At 65.7% G+C, this 17,878-nt stretch carries 18 protein-coding genes; 7 read left to right on the top strand and 11 right to left on the bottom strand.

Annotated elements, in window-relative coordinates; all coding sequences use genetic code 11:
- The 3 genes from HBF24_RS12165 to HBF24_RS12155 all read right to left on the bottom strand — a co-directional run bounded on the left by HBF24_RS12165 (position 1) and on the right by HBF24_RS12155 (position 1,975).
- Positions 1 to 888, bottom strand: a complete 888-nt coding sequence (locus tag HBF24_RS12165) for a YgcG family protein (protein WP_167173294.1) — start codon at positions 886 to 888, stop codon at positions 1 to 3.
- Positions 888 to 1,505: a LemA family protein gene (locus HBF24_RS12160; protein WP_167173682.1), complete on the bottom strand. Its 618-nt coding sequence runs from the start codon at positions 1,503 to 1,505 to the stop codon at positions 888 to 890. Before HBF24_RS12160 ends, HBF24_RS12165 begins: the two co-directional genes overlap by 1 nt.
- A gap of 80 nt (positions 1,506 to 1,585) precedes the next feature.
- A complete protein-coding gene (locus HBF24_RS12155) occupies positions 1,586 to 1,975 on the bottom strand; it encodes a diacylglycerol kinase (protein ID WP_167173292.1) in 390 nt (129 codons plus the stop codon).
- Between the two features lie 278 nt (positions 1,976 to 2,253).
- Between HBF24_RS12155 and HBF24_RS12150 the strand changes: the two genes are divergently transcribed.
- From HBF24_RS12150 to HBF24_RS12135, 3 genes are all read left to right on the top strand, one after another.
- Entirely contained in the window at positions 2,254 to 3,996 is a 1,743-nt protein-coding gene (locus HBF24_RS12150; RefSeq protein WP_240922536.1) for an oligopeptide:H+ symporter, read from the top strand.
- An 88-nt stretch (positions 3,997 to 4,084) separates the two neighbouring features.
- Complete coding sequence (locus tag HBF24_RS12140; protein ID WP_167173290.1) at positions 4,085 to 5,368, top strand: ATP-binding protein; 1,284 nt, start codon at positions 4,085 to 4,087, stop codon at positions 5,366 to 5,368.
- Positions 5,365 to 5,949 (top strand): response regulator transcription factor, encoded by a 585-nt coding sequence (locus HBF24_RS12135; protein WP_167173288.1) that lies wholly within the window; start codon positions 5,365 to 5,367, stop codon positions 5,947 to 5,949. The genes HBF24_RS12140 and HBF24_RS12135 overlap by 4 nt, the downstream gene beginning before the upstream one ends.
- An 82-nt stretch (positions 5,950 to 6,031) precedes the next feature.
- Here the strand turns inward: HBF24_RS12135 and HBF24_RS12130 are convergent, their stop codons facing one another.
- Positions 6,032 to 6,772, bottom strand: a complete 741-nt coding sequence (locus HBF24_RS12130; RefSeq protein WP_167173286.1) for a response regulator transcription factor — start codon at positions 6,770 to 6,772, stop codon at positions 6,032 to 6,034.
- A gap of 83 nt (positions 6,773 to 6,855) precedes the next feature.
- Positions 6,856 to 7,473 (bottom strand): arylesterase, encoded by a 618-nt coding sequence (locus HBF24_RS12125; RefSeq protein WP_167173284.1) that lies wholly within the window; start codon positions 7,471 to 7,473, stop codon positions 6,856 to 6,858.
- Between HBF24_RS12125 and HBF24_RS12120 the strand changes: the two genes are divergently transcribed.
- Positions 7,472 to 8,158 (top strand): ATP-binding cassette domain-containing protein, encoded by a 687-nt coding sequence (locus HBF24_RS12120; RefSeq protein WP_167173282.1) that lies wholly within the window; start codon positions 7,472 to 7,474, stop codon positions 8,156 to 8,158. The two genes, HBF24_RS12125 and HBF24_RS12120, sit on opposite strands and share 2 nt — an antisense overlap.
- Positions 8,155 to 10,635 (top strand): FtsX-like permease family protein, encoded by a 2,481-nt coding sequence (locus HBF24_RS12115; protein WP_167173280.1) that lies wholly within the window; start codon positions 8,155 to 8,157, stop codon positions 10,633 to 10,635. Before HBF24_RS12120 ends, HBF24_RS12115 begins: the two co-directional genes overlap by 4 nt.
- Positions 10,636 to 10,709: 74 nt before the next feature.
- On the opposite strand, the gene HBF24_RS12110 is transcribed toward HBF24_RS12115, so the two are convergent.
- Positions 10,710 to 11,549 (bottom strand): DUF4097 family beta strand repeat-containing protein, encoded by an 840-nt coding sequence (locus HBF24_RS12110; RefSeq protein WP_167173278.1) that lies wholly within the window; start codon positions 11,547 to 11,549, stop codon positions 10,710 to 10,712.
- 157 nt (positions 11,550 to 11,706) lie between these two features.
- On the opposite strand from HBF24_RS12110, the gene HBF24_RS12105 reads away from it, so the two are divergent.
- On the top strand, positions 11,707 to 12,210 hold the full coding sequence (locus HBF24_RS12105; protein ID WP_167173276.1) for a hypothetical protein: 504 nt from the start codon (positions 11,707 to 11,709) through the stop codon (positions 12,208 to 12,210).
- A gap of 60 nt (positions 12,211 to 12,270) precedes the next feature.
- Here the strand turns inward: HBF24_RS12105 and mazG are convergent, their stop codons facing one another.
- The 5 genes from mazG to gspN are packed head-to-tail and all read right to left on the bottom strand — an operon-like array spanning position 12,271 to position 16,066.
- Complete coding sequence (gene mazG / locus HBF24_RS12100) at positions 12,271 to 13,077, bottom strand: nucleoside triphosphate pyrophosphohydrolase (protein WP_167173274.1); 807 nt, start codon at positions 13,075 to 13,077, stop codon at positions 12,271 to 12,273.
- Positions 13,074 to 13,880 carry a 3'(2'),5'-bisphosphate nucleotidase CysQ gene (gene cysQ / locus HBF24_RS12095; protein ID WP_343162763.1) on the bottom strand — a complete coding sequence of 269 codons (807 nt, stop codon included), beginning with the start codon at positions 13,878 to 13,880 and terminating at the stop codon, positions 13,074 to 13,076. The genes mazG and cysQ overlap by 4 nt, the downstream gene beginning before the upstream one ends.
- A gap of 39 nt (positions 13,881 to 13,919) precedes the next feature.
- Positions 13,920 to 14,486, bottom strand: a complete 567-nt coding sequence (gene nudE / locus HBF24_RS12090) for an ADP compounds hydrolase NudE (protein ID WP_167173272.1) — start codon at positions 14,484 to 14,486, stop codon at positions 13,920 to 13,922.
- A gap of 20 nt (positions 14,487 to 14,506) precedes the next feature.
- Entirely contained in the window at positions 14,507 to 15,283 is a 777-nt protein-coding gene (locus HBF24_RS12085; RefSeq protein ID WP_167173679.1) for an inositol monophosphatase, read from the bottom strand.
- A 9-nt stretch (positions 15,284 to 15,292) separates the two neighbouring features.
- Positions 15,293 to 16,066 (bottom strand): type II secretion system protein N, encoded by a 774-nt coding sequence (gene gspN, locus HBF24_RS12080; RefSeq protein ID WP_167173270.1) that lies wholly within the window; start codon positions 16,064 to 16,066, stop codon positions 15,293 to 15,295.
- Positions 16,067 to 16,126: 60 nt separating this feature from the next.
- Between gspN and HBF24_RS12075 the strand changes: the two genes are divergently transcribed.
- Complete coding sequence (locus tag HBF24_RS12075; RefSeq protein WP_167173268.1) at positions 16,127 to 17,494, top strand: adenosylmethionine--8-amino-7-oxononanoate transaminase; 1,368 nt, start codon at positions 16,127 to 16,129, stop codon at positions 17,492 to 17,494.
- Positions 17,495 to 17,878: the final 384 nt, after the last annotated feature.

Below are 17,878 nucleotides of genomic sequence, written 5' to 3'. Positions count from 1 at the left end.
TCACCAGCCTCCCGAGGCACCGCCGCCACCAAAGCTGCCACCGCCACCGCTGAATCCGCCACCGCCGCCGAAGCCGCCGCCGCCAAAACCACCGCCGCCCCAGAAGCCGCCGCCGCCCCAGCCGCCGCCGCCAATGTAGCGACCGCTGCCACGACCCAGGCCAATCAGCCCTCCGACCACCAGGCCACCCAGCGCATACAGCAGCGAAAAACTCAGCAGCCCTACCACGACCGCAGTCAGCACGCCGACCAGCCCGGGACGCCACGGCGCGCGCAGGCGACCGAAGAACAGCCGCCACATGCTGGCGATGAAGAAGGCCAGGAACATCATCGGCAGCCATCCCGAGACGTGATGGCGCTGACGCGATGGGGCTTCGCCCTGCATCGGAGGCGGCAGCGATTCGCCGTCGATCAGTTGGGTCAACGCCCCCACCGCGTCGCTGATCCCACCGTAGTAGTCACCCGTACGGAATTTTGGGGCGAGATACTCGACAATGATGCGGTGCGCGGTGACATCGGGAATGGCGCCCTCCAGGCCATAGCCGACCTCGATACGCACCCGATGATCGGCCTTGGCGATCAGCATCAGCACACCGTCGTCCACGCCCTTGCGCCCGACCTTGTTCTTTTCGGCTACCTTGAGTGAATAACCGTCCAGGTCCAGCGGCTGCGTGGAGCCGACCATCAGCACCACCAGCTGCGTGCCCTTGGTTTTCTCCAGCTGGCGCAGGCGCGCATCCAGCGCCTTGAGCTGCATGTCGCTGAGCGTGCCGGTGAGATCGGTAACGTGATGGGACAGGGTGGGGATGGACGGCGCATCGGCGGCCAGCGACAGCGCCGGCACCCATGCCAGGCAAAGCCACACAACAACCGTCCAGCAACGGCGCATCAGTGCGCGCTTCCGGCCGCGGCCGGTGTATTGCCGAAGTTGACCGTCGGTGCGGTGGAGATCGCCTGCTCGTTCTCGACCTTGAAGTTCGGCTTGGTGTGATAGCCGAACATCTTCGCTGTCAGGTTGCTGGGAAAGCTGCGGATCAAGGTGTTGTACGACTGCACCGCCTGTACGTAGCGGTGGCGGGCCACGGTGATGCGGTTTTCGGTACCTTCCAGTTGCACCTGCAGGTTCTGGAACAGTTGATTGGCCTTCAGGTCCGGATAGCGCTCGCTGACCACCAGCAGCCGCGACAGCGCACTGGAAAGGTGGCTTTGCGCTTGCTGGAACTGCGCCAGCTGCTGGGGATCGGCGGCCTGCTCGGGCGTGAGCTTGACCTGGCCGACCTGCGCACGGGCCTTGGTCACCTCGGTCAGCACGCGCTCCTCATGCTGGGCATAGCCCTTCACGGTGTTGACCAGGTTGGGCACCAGGTCGGCACGGCGCTGATATTGGTTGAGCACCTCGGACCAGGCCGCCTTGACCGCCTCGTCCTGACGCTGGATGGCGTTGTAGCCGCAGCCGGACAGCAAGGACACCACTACCAGCACCAGCAGAACCTGCACCACGCGCATCATCACCGTTCCCCTTAAAGCTTGCCGGCGCTCTAGACCGGCCTTGGATTGCATCACGCGCGGTCGCTACCGCGCAATGGTCACGACAGTCCCAGCGCCAGCAGCAGGCGCGGACCCAGCAGCAAGGCCCAGGTCAGCACCACCAACAGCAACAGCAGGAACACGGCGGCCGATCCCATGTCCTTGGCGCGCCCGGCCAGCTCGTTGAATTCCGGGCTTACCTTGTCGACCACCGCTTCGATGGCCGAGTTCAGAAGTTCCGCCGAAAGCACCAGCAGCGGCATCGTCACCAGCAGGATTTTCTGCACGGCGCCTGCGCCCAGCCACAGGCCCAGCGGCACCAACACGATGGCCAGCCACACTTCCAGCCGGAACGAGGCCTCGAATCGGTAGCCGGCGCGCAGCCCTTTCATGGACCAGGTAAATGCGCGCCAGATCTGGCGCGGACCGCGAAATTCCTCACTGGCCATGCAGGCAGACAACCTTGTATCGAAGCGAAAGCCAAAGTCCCGACACGCCCAGTCTCCCTGGCCACGCATCACATGGCTGCGATGATGCCACAAGCATCGGGCCGCAAGCTCGCCGCCAGGCATGACTTCTGGCAGGGTTGCCCCCTCCCCGGGGCGCATGGGTTAACCTTGCCCGATGGCCGTAGCGAGGGGCTGCGGTATTACAGGTAGGTGTTGCAGGCCGCCAGGCGGTCTCACGCGGCACGCGCCTTTCCTACAAGACGACTTAAAAAAACACGATGAACAAGCCAATCGCACCCGCGTCGCAGACGCGATCATTCGTCACCGTCTTCCTCATCGAAATGTGGGAGCGCTTCGGCTATTACGGCATGCAAGCGCTCATCGTGTATTTCATGGTGCAGCGGCTGGGCTTTGCCGATAACCGCGCGCAGCTGACCTGGGGCGCGGCCGCCGCGCTGATCTACGTCTCGCCGGCGATCGGCGGCTGGATCGGCGACAAGGTTCTGGGCACGCGCCGCACCATGTTGCTGGGTGCGGTGATTCTGGCCGTGGGCTACGCCTTCATGTCGGTGCCGGGCCAGAGCGTGTGGTTCCTGTTCTGCTCGCTGGGCATCGTGGTCGTCGGCAACGGCCTGTTCAAGGCCAACGCCGGCAACCTGGTGCGCAAGATCTACGAAGGCGACGACTCGAAGATCGACGCCGCCTTCACCATCTACTACATGGCGGTGAACATCGGCTCGACCATCTCGATGCTGCTGACGCCGGCCATCAAGGACTACGTCAACGCCCACTACGGCAACGAGCTGGGCTGGCATGCAGCCTTTGCGGTGTGCTGCTTCGGCCTGATCCTGGGCCTGTTCAACTTCGCCATCATGCGCCAGACGCTGGCACACATCGGCTCGGACCCGGACGAGAAGCCGGTCAATGTGGCCAAGCTGGCCGCGGTGCTGGGCCTGGGCGTGGTCGCGGTGTTCATCTCCGCCTTCATCCTGCAGTACGAGACGGTGGCGCGCATCTTCGTGTACTGCGCCGGCGCCGTGGTGTTGGGCATCTTCATCTACCTGATTTCCAACAGCGACAAGAGCGAACGCGCCGGTCTGGCGGCGGCCCTGGTGCTGACCATCCAGACGGTGTTCTTCTTCATCTTCTACCAGCAGATGTCGACCTCGCTGAACCTGTTCGCGCTGCGCAATGTGAACCCCAGCTTCGACCTGTTCGGCCTGCATCTGTGGAACTGGGCCCCGGCGCAGTTCCAGTCGTTCAACCCGATCTGGATCATGATCCTGAGCTTCCCGCTGGCGATGATCTACACGCGCGCCGGCGCCAAGGGCAAGGATCTGTCCGTGGCAGCCAAATTCGCGCTTGGCTTTGCCATGGTGGCGCTGGGCTTCTTCATTTACAGCGCGGCCAACCAGTTCGCCGTCGACCACCGCACCAGCTCGTGGATCATGGTGTGGGGCTATGGCGCCTCTTCGCTGGGTGAGTTGCTGGTCTCGGGCCTGGGCCTGGCCATGATCGCCCGCTACGTGCCGGCGCGCATGGGCGGCTTCATGATGGGCGCCTACTTTGTGGCCTCGGGCATTTCGCAGTACCTGGGCGGCGTCGTCGCCACCCTGGCCAGCGTGCCCGACACCATCAAGACCATCGTCGCCAACAGCCAGAACCCGCTGGTGGCGCAGGTGCAGGCCAAGCTGCCGGCCGTGATGTCGATGAACCTGGACAACTTCCGCAAATGGGTCAGCGGCGGTGACAAGGGCGCCATCGCCCAGCAGGCTCATCTGCCCGCGTTCTCCTCACTGCCAGCCGATACCCAGCACCTGCTGCAGCAGTTCAATCAGCAGCTGTACGCCACCACCATGCCGATCTACACCAATCTGTTCTTCTGGCTGGGCGTGGCCGGCGTGGTCTGCACGCTGATCGCGCTGGCGGTGCTGCCGATGATGCGCAAGCTCGATGCGCAGCATCACGCGCACAACGTGGCCACCGATACGGGCCTTCCGACCATCGGTTCGGAGGAGTAGCCCCAAGCGGCTTGCCCGTCGGCATCCAACGCCCTTCGCGAGTGATCGTGGAGGGCGTTTTTTTTCGCACATGCGGCACAATAGACCGATGCACCGAGATCGCCATTCCCTGCGTGTGGGTCCGCGCGCCTTGATGCGCACGCTGACCTGGCTGCGTATCTGCGCCATTGCCGGGCAATGCATTGCCGTATTCACCGTCTCGCGCATCCTGCATCTGGCCATTCCCGAACTGCACCTGATGGTCGGCATCGGCACGCTGGCGGTGTTCGCCACGTTCGCCGCTTGGCGGTTGCGTCAGCCGTGGCCGATCACCGAAGCCGAAACGGTGGGCCATATCGCCGTCGACACCCTGGTGTTGAGCTTTCTGCTGTACCTGACCGGCGGCGCCTCGAACGCGTTTGTCACCCTGCTGGTATTGCCCATTGCGCTGTGCGCGGCGGCCTTGTCGGTCAGCTCCGTGCTGGTGGTGGCGGCACTTTCCGGGCTGGCCTATCTGTACCTTTTGAACTGGAACCTGCCGCTGCCCTCGGTGGATCTTCGCCGGGCCAACGATTTTCACCTGCATGTCTCGGGCATGGCGGTCAATTTCGTGATCATGGCGCTGATGTTGGGCTTCTTCATCAGCCGCTTGGCCACAGCGCTGCGCGAGCAGCAGGCCGAAGTGCAGCGCATCCGCGAGCGTGCGCTGCGCGACGAAGGCATCCTGGCCATCGCCACGCAAGCGGCCGGAGCGGCGCACGAACTCAATACACCACTTTCAACCATGCGCACGCTGCTGCCAGAGTTGCGCCGCGAATACGCCAACGATGACCTGCTGGGTGGTGACCTGGCCTTGCTGGAAGACCAGGTAGAACGCTGCCGCTCGATCCTTCGCGAGATGGTATCGGTCGGCAAGGCCCAGCTTTCGCCGGAGCCGGAGCACACCACGCTGGGCGCCTTCGTGCACAGCTGTCTGGAACGCTTCCGCCTGCTGCGTCCGGAAGCCGAACTGGACGAGCACCTGCCCGTGGACGCTGAAGGCACCGTGCTGAATGTGCAGCCGGGACTGCGTCATGCCGTCATCAATCTGCTCAACAACGCCGCCGATGCCTCGGCACAGAACGACAGCGCGCAGGTCAGCTTCGAAGCGCGGCTGGATGGCGCCTGGCTGGAACTGGTGGTGGCCGATCGTGGTCCGGGCTTTACCGGCACCGAGGAACTGGCTGATCTGGGCTATACCCGCAAGCAGACCGGCCTGGGCCTGGGCCTGGCGCTGGCCGAAGCCACCGCAGACCGCCTGCGCGGCGAACTGATCGCCCATAACACCCCACACGGTGGCCAGATTCGGCTGCGCTTGCCGCTGGCCGTGATCGAACATGGAGATGAACGATGAGCCCCACCCCACCCCGCCTACTGATTGTCGATGACGATGCGGTTTTTGCACGCGTACTGGCGCGCGCCATGGACTCACGCGGGTTCGAGGTGGAAACAGCCAACGATGCGCATCAGGCCCGTGACGTCGCCCAGCGCTTCAGGCCCGGCTACTGCGTGCTGGACCTGAAACTGGGCGAGGAAAATGGCCTGCGCCTGATCCCCGAACTCAAGGCGGCGGTGCCGTCGATGCGCATCCTGCTGTTGACCGGTTACGCCTCCATCGCCACCGCCGTGGAAGCGATCAAGCGCGGCGCGCACGATTACCTTTCCAAGCCGGTCGATGCCGACGCGGTCGCCCGTGCGCTGCTGGAAGGCGAGAGCAGCTCGGTGAGCAGCGGCGCCGATGACGATGACACCCCGGATGCGCCGGAAGCTCCGCTGCCGCTGCGGCGTCTGGAGTGGGAGCACATCCAGCGCGTTCTTACCGAGTGTGACGGCAATATCTCCGAAACCGCGCGACGCTTGGGCATGCACCGGCGCACACTGCAGCGCAAGCTGGCCAAGCATCCGGTGCGCGAGCGCCCCAGCCGCGATGACTGACATCGCGCGTCGCGTGCGCCTCGGATAAGACAAGAGGCGCCCGAAGGCGCCTCTGACGATCAGGAAACATGCCGCCTGGCGTTCAGCTGGCGATGACCGTCTGCGCCTGATTGGGCGACTCGGCCTTGAGATCGGCCAGACGATAGCCGGACGAGTGGATGGTATGCAGCAACGGACGCTCGAACGGCTTGTCGATGATCTTGCGCAGGCCATAAAGGTGCGAGCGCAGCGTGTCCGAATCGGGCAGGCGATCGCCCCAGATTTCACGTTCGATATCGCGACGGCTGACCACACGCGGCGATTCACGCATCAAAATGGCCAACAACTTCAGGCCGATTGGTGACACGGTCAGCTCCTGGCCGGCGCGGGTCAGGCGCATGGTGCCGGTATCGAGCTCCAGGTCGGCGACCTTCAGGATTTCATCGGTCACCGCACGCCGATCGCGACGGATCAGCGCACGCACGCGCGCTTCCATTTCGCGCACTTCAAACGGCTTGACCAGATAGTCGTCGGCGCCGGCTTCCAGGCCACTGACGCGATCCTCCAGGCCATCGCGGCCGGTCAGCATCAGGATAGGCGTGGACTTGTGCGCTTCCTGGCGCAGCTTGCGGCAGACATCCAGGCCATCCATGCCCGGCAGGGAAAGATCCAGCACGATCACGTCGTAGCTGTTGGTCACGGCCAGATGCAGGCCGGTAATACCGTCGGCCGCGTAATCGATGGAGTAGCCACGCTGCTCCAGATAGTCACCGACCATGGCGGCGATGTCGCGACGGTCGTCGATCAGGAGGATCAGACCGTTGTGTTCATCGTGGGCGGGCATTGACGTCTCCTTGCGTCTTCACATTCGTGAAGATTAAAGACGCCAACACATGACCTATACATGAAGATCACACGGGGTCGGGATCATCGATTCAGCATGGGTTTCAGTTTTTCCCAAACGTTGGCGAGCACGCGTGGCTCGCCGGCGGCAGTGGGATGCAACCCATCGGCCTGCATCAGTTCTGGCTTGAGCGCCACGCCCTCCAGCAGAAACGGCACCAGCGGCGCGTGGAACTGCTTGGCCAGATCCGCATACACCGCACGCAGCTGGCCGCGATAACGCGGGCCATAGTTGACCGGCAGCTCGATGCCCAGCAGCAGCACGCGGGCACCGGCCTTGCGGCTGGCCTGGATCATCGCGGTGAGATTGCCTTTCAGGGTATCGATGGACAGCCCGCGCAAACCATCGTTGGCCCCCAGTTCGAGTACCACGATCTTGGGCTGGTACTTGGCCAGCAGGCCGGGCAGGCGCTGACGCCCGCTCACCGACGTGTCGCCGCTGATGCTGGCATTGATCACCCGCCAAGGTGGCCGCATTGTGTCTAGACGCTTGGCCAGCAGCGCCGGCCAGCTTTTCTCCACCGCAATGTTGTGCGCCGCCGACAGCGAGTCGCCGACGATAAGCACCGTGTGCGTCGGTGTCGCGGCCATCGCGGCCCACGGCAGCACACACAGAACAAGCAGGCACAGGAAACGACGCATGAGCGATCCGGCTTCGGCAGTTCTAGAGGCACACGATGTTAGCAAGGCTGTCACCGGCCCGGCAGGACGACTGGAGATTCTGCGCGGCGTGAGCCTGTCCGTGCCGCGCGGCGACAGCTTTGCCATCGTCGGCGCATCGGGCTCGGGCAAGACCACTCTGCTGGGTCTGTTGGCCGGGCTGGATTCGCCCAGCAGCGGACGCATCCTGCTCGACGGACACGCCCTGCACGACGCCGGCGAGGAACGTCGCGCGGCGCTGCGGCGCCAGCTGGTGGGCTTCGTGTTCCAGTCGTTCCACCTGTTGCCGGCCTTGAATGCCGAAGAAAACGTGATGCTGCCGCTGGAACTGGACGGCGAACGCCAGGCGCGCCAGCGCGCCCGCCAGGCACTGGACGCGGTCGGCCTGGCCCCACGCGCCGGCCATTACCCGGCGCAGCTTTCCGGTGGCGAGCAGCAGCGTGTGGCGTTGGCACGCGCCTTTGTGCATCGCCCGCAGGTGCTGTTCGCCGACGAACCCACCGGCAACCTGGATCAGCGCACCGGGCACGCCGTGGGCGATCTGTTGTTTGATCTCAACCGCCAGCACGCCACCACGCTGGTGCTGGTCACCCACGACATGAAGTTGGCCGAACGCTGCGCGCACCGCGCGGAGATTGTCGACGGCCAACTTGAGCCGGGCGCATGACCGCGCTGCGCCTGGCCCTGCGCACGCTGCGCCGCGAATGGCGCCTGGCCGAACTGCGCACACTGATTCTGGCCCTGGCGCTGGCGGTGATCGCGCTGGGGGTGGTCGCCACGTTGGCTGCCCGGGTCGAACGCGGCATTGGCGCCAGCGCAGCGGAACTGATTGGCGGCGATGTCGGCATCTCCACGCCTTCGGCGACGCCGCCGGCCATGCTGGCAAAGGCCAGACAGCGCGGCCTGCGTGTCAGTCGCAGCGCGGATTTTCCATCCGTGGCCTTTGCCAACAACCAGACGCAATTGCTGGACGTCACCGCCGCCGATCACGCCTGGCCGCTGCGCGGCACGCTTGAGGTCAGCGACGCGCAGGGCCATACCCGCGATACCCACGGCCCGGCCACGGGCGCGGTATATCTGGACCATCGCGCCATGGTCGCCCTCGGCGTAAAGGTGGGCGACAGCGTGCAACTGGGCGGCAGCGCGCTGAAGGTGGCCGCACAACTGGTACGCCAGCCCGATGGTGGACAATTGGTGGCACTGGCGCCCACCGCCATCATGAGCCTGGCCGATGCCAAACACGCCGGGCTGCTGGGCACCGGCTCGCGCGCCAAACACGTGTTGCTGCTGGCCGGCATGCCCCAGGCCACCGCCAGTTGGGCGCAATGGGCCGGCGCGCATCTGCCGCGCGGGGGCGAGCTGATTACGCCGGAGAAAACCCAGCAACGCATGCGCTCGGCCTTCGACCGTGCCGGCGCCTTTCTGCGCCTGACCGCCTTGCTCTCGGCCCTGCTGGCCGGTGTCGCCATTGCCCTGGCCTCACAGCGCTATGCCCGACGCAAGCGCGATGAAGTGGCGCTGCTGCGCGCCCTGGGCACGCCGCGCCGGCGGGTACTGGCACTGCTGACCTGGACGGTGACCTGCCTGGCGCTGCCGGTGGCGCTGGCCGCTGCGCTGCTTGCACTGGGCCTATCCGAGTGGGCCTGGCATCTGGCCGGCAGTCTGATCGGCGATGTCCCCACCACTCTGCCGTGGTGGCCAGCGCTGGGCGCCGCTGCCATGGGCGTGGCGGTGTTGGTCGGCTTTGCCCTGCCTCCCCTCACGCGTCTGGCCGACGTGCCGCCCGCGGCCGTATTTCGCCAATCGCTGAGCGGCCGTGTACGGCGCCTGGATGGGTTGTATCTGGTCCCGCTGGTGGTCGCTCTGGGTCTGATCTGGCTACAGAGCGGCTCGTTGAAGCTGGCTGGTATTCTGGCCGCCAGCCTGTTTGGCGTGGCGTTGCTGGCGATGGCCTTGAGCGCCCTTTTGCTGTGGCTGGCCAAGCGGCTGGCGCCCGGCGTGCATCCCTCGTTGCGCTTAGGGCTGGCCGCACTGACGCGCCGACGCGGGCTGAGCCTGATCCAGGCCACCGCGCTGTCGCTGGGACTGACCGCGCTGCTCCTGTTGTCGGTCATTTCGCCGGCGCTGCTCAACGGCTGGCGTGCGGAACTGCCCAACGACACGCCCAACTGGTTCGTGCTGAATGTGCAAAGCAACCAGCGCCCGGACTTCGAGCAAAGCCTGAAGGCGCTGGACGCACAATCGCTGACCATGGCGCCGCTGGCCGTGGGCAAGCTGATGGCCATCAACGGCACGCCGATTGACCAGATGCAGCTGAATAACGCACGCGCCAAAAACTGGGCGGACCGCCAATTGCGCCTGTCCTGGTCGGGCCAGCTGCCGGAAGCGAACAAGGTGATCGCCGGTCACTGGCAAGGCCCGGCGCCAGCGCAGGCATCGGTGTCGATCGACGAGGCCTGGCGCGACATGTTTGGCCTGAAAGTGGGCGACACCATGCGCTTCCAGGTGGCCGACACCACGCTGGAAACGCATGTATCGAGCATCCGCCAGGTCAACTGGCGCTCGTTCAAGGTCAACTTTTTCCTGCTGCTGGACCCGGCCCACGCCAGCGTGCTGCCGCATACCTGGATTGCCAGCTTCTACCTGCCGTCGGCGCGTTCCACGGCGCTGCAGTCGCTGTCGCGAAGCTATCCCAACATCAGCCTGATCGACGTCGACGCGCTGCTCGCACGGGTGCGTCAGATCATCGACCGCGTCAGCAGCGCGGTGCGCTGGGTGCTGGGTTTTTCGCTGCTGGCCGGCGCACTGGTGCTGGCCGCGGCGCTGGCCTCCAGTGCGCAGGAACGGCGCCACGAAGCGGCTCTGCTGCGCACACTGGGCGCGCATGGCCGACAGTTGCGCGCGGCGGCCGCCTGCGAGTTTGCGCTGCTGGGGCTGGTGGCCGGTCTCACCGCCGCGATCGGCGCCGCCGGCGCCGGCTGGTGGCTGGGCCAGTCCATCTTCCGGCTACATCACTTTGTACCACCGCTGCTGCCGCTGGCCGGCTACGCCGCGCTGGCCGCCCTGGTGGTGATGGCGCTGGGCCTGGCCGGCACGCGCGCCGTGCTGCGCACCTCGCCGCTGGCACTGCTGCGTCGCGGCTGACGAGCAAGAAAATTCGCGGCGGGGCGACGCCGACACCGGCGTCACCCCGCCGCCTGGGGAACTGCCAGGAAGGATCAGTCGTCGTCGCGGTGCGGCACGCTGATCTGACCACGCACATCGTGGTGGGTGACATCGCCACTGCCCTGGCTGTCCAGGCGGAAATTGCCGCCGATGTCGTCCACCTCGACGTCGCCCGAGCCCATGTGTCCGACATGCACATCGTGCTTGACGCCTCGCACGGTCAGATCGCCCGAGCCCATGCCACGCACTTGCACCGAGCCATCGACGCGCACCAGGTGCATGTCACCCGAGCCGATGCTGCCGACGTTGGCATCACCGCTCACGCCACGCACGCGCACATCGCCGGAGCCGACTGAAGTGATGTTCAGGCTGCCGATATCGTCCATCTGCAGATCACCCGAGCCGGTACTCATCTTCACCGCGCCGGCCACAGCGCTGACCTTCACGTCGCCCGAACCGACCTGACCGTCCACGCTGGCCACGCCGTGCACGCCAAGATCGCCGGAACCGGCATCCAGGGTCACGTGCATCGACGCCGGCAGGCTGACCGACAGCTTGTAATAGGCATAGGCGTTGTGAAACAGCGACCACTGGTGCTGATCGTGCTGGGTGCGCAGCACCAGGGTGTCACCTTCGCGGTGGTGGGTCAGATGCAGGCTGTCCAGCGCCTTCTGCGACGAGGCACAGGCGCGGCCACGCACTGCCATGTTGGCCCCTTTGCCACCGTTGACGTTGACATCGTCCGAGCCGATGTCAAAGCGCACCGTGTGGATGCCGGCCAGATCCAGGTCTAGCTTCTGTGGCGCCTGCACGGCGCATGAGTCGTTGGCCCAGGCGAACGCGGGCAAAAGGCACAGCGCGGATGCAGCCAGCAGGCGGCGGGAAATACGCATGGCGGTCTCTCTTTCGTGGGAAATATGCGCTGTTGGATGCAGCGCGACCGCAAAGGGATTAAACGCATCCCATGAGCAGGTGGGCAGCCACGCAAGGTCAACCAGTTTCCGGCCGGCGCGTTTTTATCACCCACGAACCCAACACGGAGATTGCCCCATGAATCGCAAGTCCCTGCTCGCTCTGACCGCCTCGCTGATGCTGGCCGGTGGCGTCGCCGCCGCGCAGAATGCGCCCGCTCCGAACACGCCGCCTCCGCCGCCGGCAGCGCATGCCATGAAGCACGACATGCACGGGCGCATGGGCCACGGCCACCGCGGCTTCGATCACCATCACGGCCACGGCATGCGTGCCATGCATGGCCCGTCGGGTGCGGTCATCGCCGACCTGCGCGGCCTGGAGCGCATCTACCGCATGAACGGCAAGAACAGCCAGCTGATCGGCCTGTACAATCAGGTGCTGTCCCAGACCAAGGATCCGATGGTGCGCAATTACGTGTACCGCCACCTGGCCCGCGCGCAGATGCGCCCCAGCAACACCGAAGCCGCCGCTGCGACCTTGCGCAAGAGCCTGAATGAGAACCTCGACCGTCTGAACAAGCGCGAGGCCAAGATGCAGGCGATGAAGGCCAAATGGCGTGCCCAGCACGCTAGCAAGCAGTAACACCCGTCCCTTCCCGGGTGGAACCGCGCGCCGGGGCCGTGATGGTCCCGGCGTTTTTTGTCAGCGGCGCTTGGCGTTCTGCCAGAGCGTTTCCTGCGCGGCAAGATCGTAGCTTTCCAGCGTGCGCCCGGCCTCGGCCGCTTCGGCCTCCATGGCGCGAAAGCGCTGCTCGAACTTGGCATTGGCCCGGCGCAGCGCACGCGAGAAATCCACGCGCCCGTGCCGACACAGATTGACCGCCACGAACAGCAGGTCGCCGATTTCCTCTTCCAGCGCGTCGGTGTCGCCGCGTTCGAACTCGGCGCGCACTTCGTCAAGCTCCTCGGCGGCCTTGTCCAATACCGGCACCGGCGAGGGCCAGTCGAAACCGACCGTGGCGGCGCGCTTTTGCAGCTTGGCGGCGCGCTTGTGTTCGGGCAGCCCCCGCGCGATGCCCGCCAGGGCGCTTGCATCCTCGCTGCCGCGCTGCCGGCGTTCTTCGGCCTTGATCTGCTCCCAGGCACGCGTCTGCGCCTGGGCATCGTCAAAACGTGTATCGCCAAACACGTGAGGGTGACGCCGCACCATCTTGTCGCTGATGGCCTGGACCACGTCGGCAAAGGCGAAGGCGCCGCGCTCCTCGGCCATGCGCGCGTGAAACACCACCTGCAGCAGCAGGTCGCCCAACTCGTCGCGCAGGTCGTCCATGTCGCGGCGATCGATGGCGTCGATCACCTCGTAGGCCTCCTCCAGCGTGTAGGCACCAATGGAGTCGAAATCCTGCTTCACGTCCCACGGACAGCCGGACTGCGGATCGCGCAGCTGCGCCATGATCGCCAGCAGCACCTCAATCTGGCGGCGCGGCTCGGGCGGTGCCTGCACACTCATGCCGAGGCCGCATCCAGGCGCTCGGCCCACGGCTGCGAGGCATCACCAACAGCGATGAACTCGGGATTGAGCAGCGAATCCTTGGTGTTGTAGCGCAACGGCGTGCCATCCAGGCGCAGCACCGCGCCACCGGCCTCCTCCAGCACGCACTGCGCAGCGCCGGTATCCCATTCGGAGGTCGGCCCGGCACGCAGATAGAGGTCGGCATCGCCGCGGGCGATCAGGCAGAACTTCAGCGATGAGCCCTGCGGCACCAGCTGGTGTTCGCCTAGACGCGCCAGCAGCGTGCGCTGACGTTCGCTGCCGTGCGAACGGCTGCCGGCCACCACCAGCGGCGAGGCCGGTGCACGCACGCGGATGCGCTCGGGCTCGGCCTGGCGCGAGGTCTGGCGATAGGCACCCTGCCCGGTCCGCGCATAGTAAAGATCGCCGGTGACCGGGGCCTGCACCACGCCCATGACGCTGGCATCGCCATCGATCAGCGCAATGTTGACGGTGAACTCGCCATTGCGCTTGACGAACTCGCGCGTGCCGTCCAGCGGGTCGACCAGCCAGTAGCGCGACCAGCGACGGCGCGTGTCCCAGGCGATGTCGGCCGACTCTTCCGAAAGCACCGGAATATCCGGCGTCAGCGCGCGCAAGCCATCCACGATCAGGCGGTGCGAGGCCAGGTCGGCCTCGGTCAGCGGCGAGGCATCGTCCTTGTGTTCGACGTCGAAATCGCGCTGATAGATCTCCATGATCGCCTGGCCGGCGTGGCGGCTAAGGTCAATGGCGGCGGCAAGCAGGTCGGCATCGGTCACAGGCGAGAAAATCCTTGGCGTGGCAATTTAAAAGGGGAATTATTCGGAAGGCAGCGTGAAGCGACCGGCCAGATATTCGCGGGCCATGAACAGCGCGGCGATGGAGCGGCCCTCGGTAACATCCGGCCGGCTGATCAGGCGATGCAGGTCCGACAGCTTCCAGGGCACCACGTCCAGCTCTTCAGGTTCGTCGCCAGGCAGACGCTCGTCGTACAGATCGCGCGCCAGCACGATTTGCGTGACGTGTTTCATGTACGAGGGTGACAGCGACAGCGCGCCCAGGTGCAGCAGATCGCGCGCACCAACGCCGGCCTCTTCCTTCAGCTCGCGGTTGGCACCTTCAAGCACGGTTTCGCCAGCGTCCAGCTTGCCCTTGGGCAGGCCCAGTTCGTAGTGCTCGAGGCCCACGCCATATTCGCGGATCAGCAGCACGGTGTCGTCGTCGTTTTGTACCGCCACCACGATGACCGCGCCGAGACCCGCCGAAAGCAGACGCTCGTAAGTGCGTTTCTCGCCGTTCGAGAACTCAAGGTCGACCTGTTCACCCAGAAAGCGGCTGTGCGGACTGGGCCGGGTGGCGTGGATGATCGGCAGTTTGCGTGACATGGCGCTATTGTACGCGCCGCTCAGGTCGCCGCGAACCGGCGCAGTGCCGCTTGATGCAGGCTCGGAGTGCCGGCCAGCACGCTGCGCGTGGCAAGATCCAGCTCGCCCCCCTCGAGCGTGGTGAAACGGCCGCCGGCCTCGCGCACGATCACTGCCAGCGCCGCAATGTCCAGGATATTCACGTCCGACTCGATGACCAGATCCAGGCCGCCACGCGCCAGCAGGTGGTAGTGGCAGTAGTCGCCATAACCGCGGATGCGCCCCACGTCCTGAATCAAGCCGGCCAGGGTCAGCCAGCCCTGGCCTTGCGCTAGGGTGCGCACGTTGCCAGTGGATATCGAGGCCTGTGCCAGCGGCACATTCTCGGCCACCTGCACGCGCTGACCGTTGAGCCAGGCGCCGCCACCGCGCCGTGCGCTCATCACTTCGCCGGCCAATGGCGCACAGGACACACCCAGCACCAGCTCACCGCGATACATCAGCGCGATCTGCGTGGAAAAAAACGGCGTCCGGCGGACAAAACTCTTGGTGCCATCCAGCGGATCGACCAGCCACAGGAAGTCGCTTTGGCCCTGATGGCCGTGCTCCTCGCCAAAAATCGCGTGATCGGGAAAGTGACCAAGCAGGCGGGCCCGGATCGCCGACTCGGCCTCGCGGTCGGCCACGGTGACCGGCGTATCGTCGGCCTTCCATTCCACTGCCGCCCCGGCTTGCCAGTAATGCTCGATGATGCCGCGCGCATCCTCGGCGGCCTTGCGTGCCACATCCAGTGCCTGGTCCAGCCAGGTATCGGTGATGCTCAAGCTTCAACCTCCAGATAGCAGGCCCCCTCGCCAGACAAGCTGCACCGATCCATCCGGCGCCGGCTTGCCCAGCCGCGCCAGCATCCGGCGCAGGGCGGTGTTGCCGGCATCGGCGGCGCGCAGATTCAGCTGCGCACGCCACGCCAGCGGCGAGATGTGCAGCATGCCACGGCTGCGCAGCGGCGTGTCACCGATGGATGTGATCTGCCCGACAATCGTGGTGCCGGCCTGGTCATGCAGGCTCAGTTGCTGATCACCCAGCGCCGCCGAACGCCCGTCGCCGAGCAGCTGCGCCTGCTGCCAGCGCACATGGGCGTCCAGCGTCACCGGCCAGCTGTTGCGCAGCACCAGGGTGGGTACGCTGAACACGAAACGCCCGGCCGGCTTGAGTCCGTGCAGCATCGAGGCCGACACCAGCCCGGCATCGATCCAGCCCTGCCCGTCGCGCAGGCGCAAAGTGTCCGGGCCGGAGCGCATCCAGCGCACCTTTGCCGACCACTGCGGCGCGTCCAGCGCCAATGTGCCGGTGGCATGGCCAAACACGCCACTGCGATCGAACTGCCAGCTCAGCTGCCCCAGCGCCTGACCGTTCCAGCGGACCGAATCGGCGTGGCCCGACCACACCGTGCCATGCACTCCGGACAGCTGCACTCCCGCCAGGCGAGGGGCGAGCAGCGGCCAGGCCCAACGCGCGGGAAACCAGATCACCAGTCCCAGAACGACCATGAGCAATATCAGGAGGACGGCGAGCACACGCCGGCGTCGACGACGCCTCATGGGGCCTCCGTGACCATTCGCGCTTGAGCGGCATGACGGCTAGCGCCGATCATGTGTGACATGACGAACACAACCAACTCCTTCACCAATGCCGCGCTGGCGGCACGCGACCTCAAGCACATCTGGCATCCCTGCACGCAGATGCGCGACCACGAAACCATTCCCATGGTACCCGTGGTGCGCGGCGAAGGCCCATGGCTGATCGACGCCGACGGCAAGCGTTATCTGGACTGCGTCAGCTCCTGGTGGGTCAATCTGTTCGGTCACGCCAATCCGCGCATTGTCGCGGCCCTGGCCGACCAGGCGCAGACGCTGGAGCATGTGATCTTTGCCGGCATGACCCATCCACCGGCCGTGGAACTGGCCGAGCGCCTGGTTCAGCTGACGCCAGCGGGTCTTGACCGGGTGTTTTTCGCCGATAACGGCTCGGCGGCGGTGGAAGTGGCACTGAAAATGAGCTTCCACTACTGGCGCAACGTCGGTCACGGCGAGAAAACCCGTTTCATCGCCCTGACCGGCAGCTATCACGGCGAAACCCTGGGCGCACTCTCAGTCAGCGATGTCGGCCTGTATCGCAGCACCTATGCGCCGCTGCTGCTGGAACCGATTTTGGCGCCGGCCCCGGACACCTTTCAGGCCGAACCCGGCGAATCGCCGCAAGCGATGGCCGCGCGCTGCCTGCGCGAGCTGGAATCGATCCTCGAGCGCCACGCGCATGAAACCTGCGCCGTCATCGTTGAGCCGCTGGTGCAATGCGCCGGCGGCATGCGCATGTACCACCCCGATTACCTGACCGGCCTGCGCGCCCTTTGCGACCGCTTCAACGTGCACTTCATCGCCGACGAGATCGCCGTTGGCTTCGGCCGCACCGGTACCCTGTTCGCCTGTGAACAGGCCCAGGTGGCACCGGACTTCATGTGCCTGTCCAAGGGACTGACCGGCGGCACCCTGCCGCTATCGGTGGTGCTGACCGGCGAGGAGGTCTACCAGGCCTTCTACGACGAATACAGCTCCGGCAAGGCTTTCCTGCATTCGCACAGCTATACCGGCAACCCACTGGCCTGCCGCACTGCGCTGGCCACGCTGGGCATTTTCCGCGACGAGCCGGTCATTGAGCGCAACCAGCAGCTGGGCGCCCATCTGGCACGGCGTCTGGCACCACTGCGCGATCACCCGCATGTGGCCGACGTTCGCCAGACCGGCATGATCGCCGCCGTCGAACTGGTCGCCGACAAGGCACGCGGGGTGCCCTTCCCGGCCAGCGAACGCCGCGGCCTGCGCGTGTTCCTGCACGGTCTGACCCGCGAGTGCCTGCTGCGCCCGCTGGGCAACGTGGTGTATTTCATGCCGCCGTATGTGGTGGATGAGGGCATGATCGATCACATGGTGGATGTGGCGATCGAGGGGATTGCCAAGGCGGTGGCCTGAGGCTGGTGTCGGCGTGGCTTGGCCGACTTGGCGCTGCGTGATCATTGAGCGATGGGCTTCGACTGGCCGGCATCTGCGATGCCAGGTGTTCCGAAAGCCTGCCGGCTTCCGGGTAACTTTTCTTGAGCATCCAAGAAAAGTCACCAAAAGAAGGATGCCCTCCTACGGCGCCCTTCGGGTTCGCGAGCGCACTCCGGGGGTGCACCGACAGCGCGTCCTGCGCTGACGGCGCACTGGCCGGCGTCCCTGCCGGCCACCCTGCGGGCCTGATCCTCCATACGCTCGCCGCCTGCGAACGGGAGTGGACGCACACCGAAGCGTGGCCGATGAGCCACCGTCAGCTGGCTAGAGCCACCTTCCCCCTTTTCGTGGCAGTGGTCGCTG

Source organism: Oleiagrimonas sp. C23AA (genome assembly GCF_011759385.1).
GTDB lineage: Bacteria > Pseudomonadota > Gammaproteobacteria > Xanthomonadales > Rhodanobacteraceae > Oleiagrimonas.
Note: the sequence above shows the minus strand (reverse complement) of the source record. Positions and strands in the feature narration are given on the sequence as shown.

What these genes read in the sequence shown, in the direction of transcription:
- nudE (WP_167173272.1), bottom strand. Translation starts at nt 14,486, where the DNA reads ATGTCACGCAAACTGCCGATCATCCACGCCACCCGGCCCAGTCCGCAC.
- gspN (WP_167173270.1), bottom strand. Translation starts at nt 16,066, where the DNA reads ATGAGGCGTCGTCGACGCCGGCGTGTGCTCGCCGTCCTCCTGATATTG.
- HBF24_RS12125 (WP_167173284.1), bottom strand. Translation starts at nt 7,473, where the DNA reads ATGCGTCGTTTCCTGTGCCTGCTTGTTCTGTGTGTGCTGCCGTGGGCC.
- HBF24_RS12155 (WP_167173292.1), bottom strand. Translation starts at nt 1,975, where the DNA reads ATGGCCAGTGAGGAATTTCGCGGTCCGCGCCAGATCTGGCGCGCATTT.
- HBF24_RS12160 (WP_167173682.1), bottom strand. Translation starts at nt 1,505, where the DNA reads ATGCGCGTGGTGCAGGTTCTGCTGGTGCTGGTAGTGGTGTCCTTGCTG.
- mazG (WP_167173274.1), bottom strand. Translation starts at nt 13,077, where the DNA reads ATGAGTGTGCAGGCACCGCCCGAGCCGCGCCGCCAGATTGAGGTGCTG.
- HBF24_RS12130 (WP_167173286.1), bottom strand. Translation starts at nt 6,772, where the DNA reads ATGCCCGCCCACGATGAACACAACGGTCTGATCCTCCTGATCGACGAC.
- HBF24_RS12115 (WP_167173280.1), top strand. Translation starts at nt 8,155, where the DNA reads ATGACCGCGCTGCGCCTGGCCCTGCGCACGCTGCGCCGCGAATGGCGC.
- HBF24_RS12105 (WP_167173276.1), top strand. Translation starts at nt 11,707, where the DNA reads ATGAATCGCAAGTCCCTGCTCGCTCTGACCGCCTCGCTGATGCTGGCC.
- HBF24_RS12135 (WP_167173288.1), top strand. Translation starts at nt 5,365, where the DNA reads ATGAGCCCCACCCCACCCCGCCTACTGATTGTCGATGACGATGCGGTT.
- HBF24_RS12075 (WP_167173268.1), top strand. Translation starts at nt 16,127, where the DNA reads ATGACGAACACAACCAACTCCTTCACCAATGCCGCGCTGGCGGCACGC.
- HBF24_RS12140 (WP_167173290.1), top strand. Translation starts at nt 4,085, where the DNA reads ATGCACCGAGATCGCCATTCCCTGCGTGTGGGTCCGCGCGCCTTGATG.
- HBF24_RS12150 (WP_240922536.1), top strand. Translation starts at nt 2,254, where the DNA reads ATGAACAAGCCAATCGCACCCGCGTCGCAGACGCGATCATTCGTCACC.
- HBF24_RS12120 (WP_167173282.1), top strand. Translation starts at nt 7,472, where the DNA reads ATGAGCGATCCGGCTTCGGCAGTTCTAGAGGCACACGATGTTAGCAAG.
- HBF24_RS12165 (WP_167173294.1), bottom strand. Translation starts at nt 888, where the DNA reads ATGCGCCGTTGCTGGACGGTTGTTGTGTGGCTTTGCCTGGCATGGGTG.
- HBF24_RS12110 (WP_167173278.1), bottom strand. Translation starts at nt 11,549, where the DNA reads ATGCGTATTTCCCGCCGCCTGCTGGCTGCATCCGCGCTGTGCCTTTTG.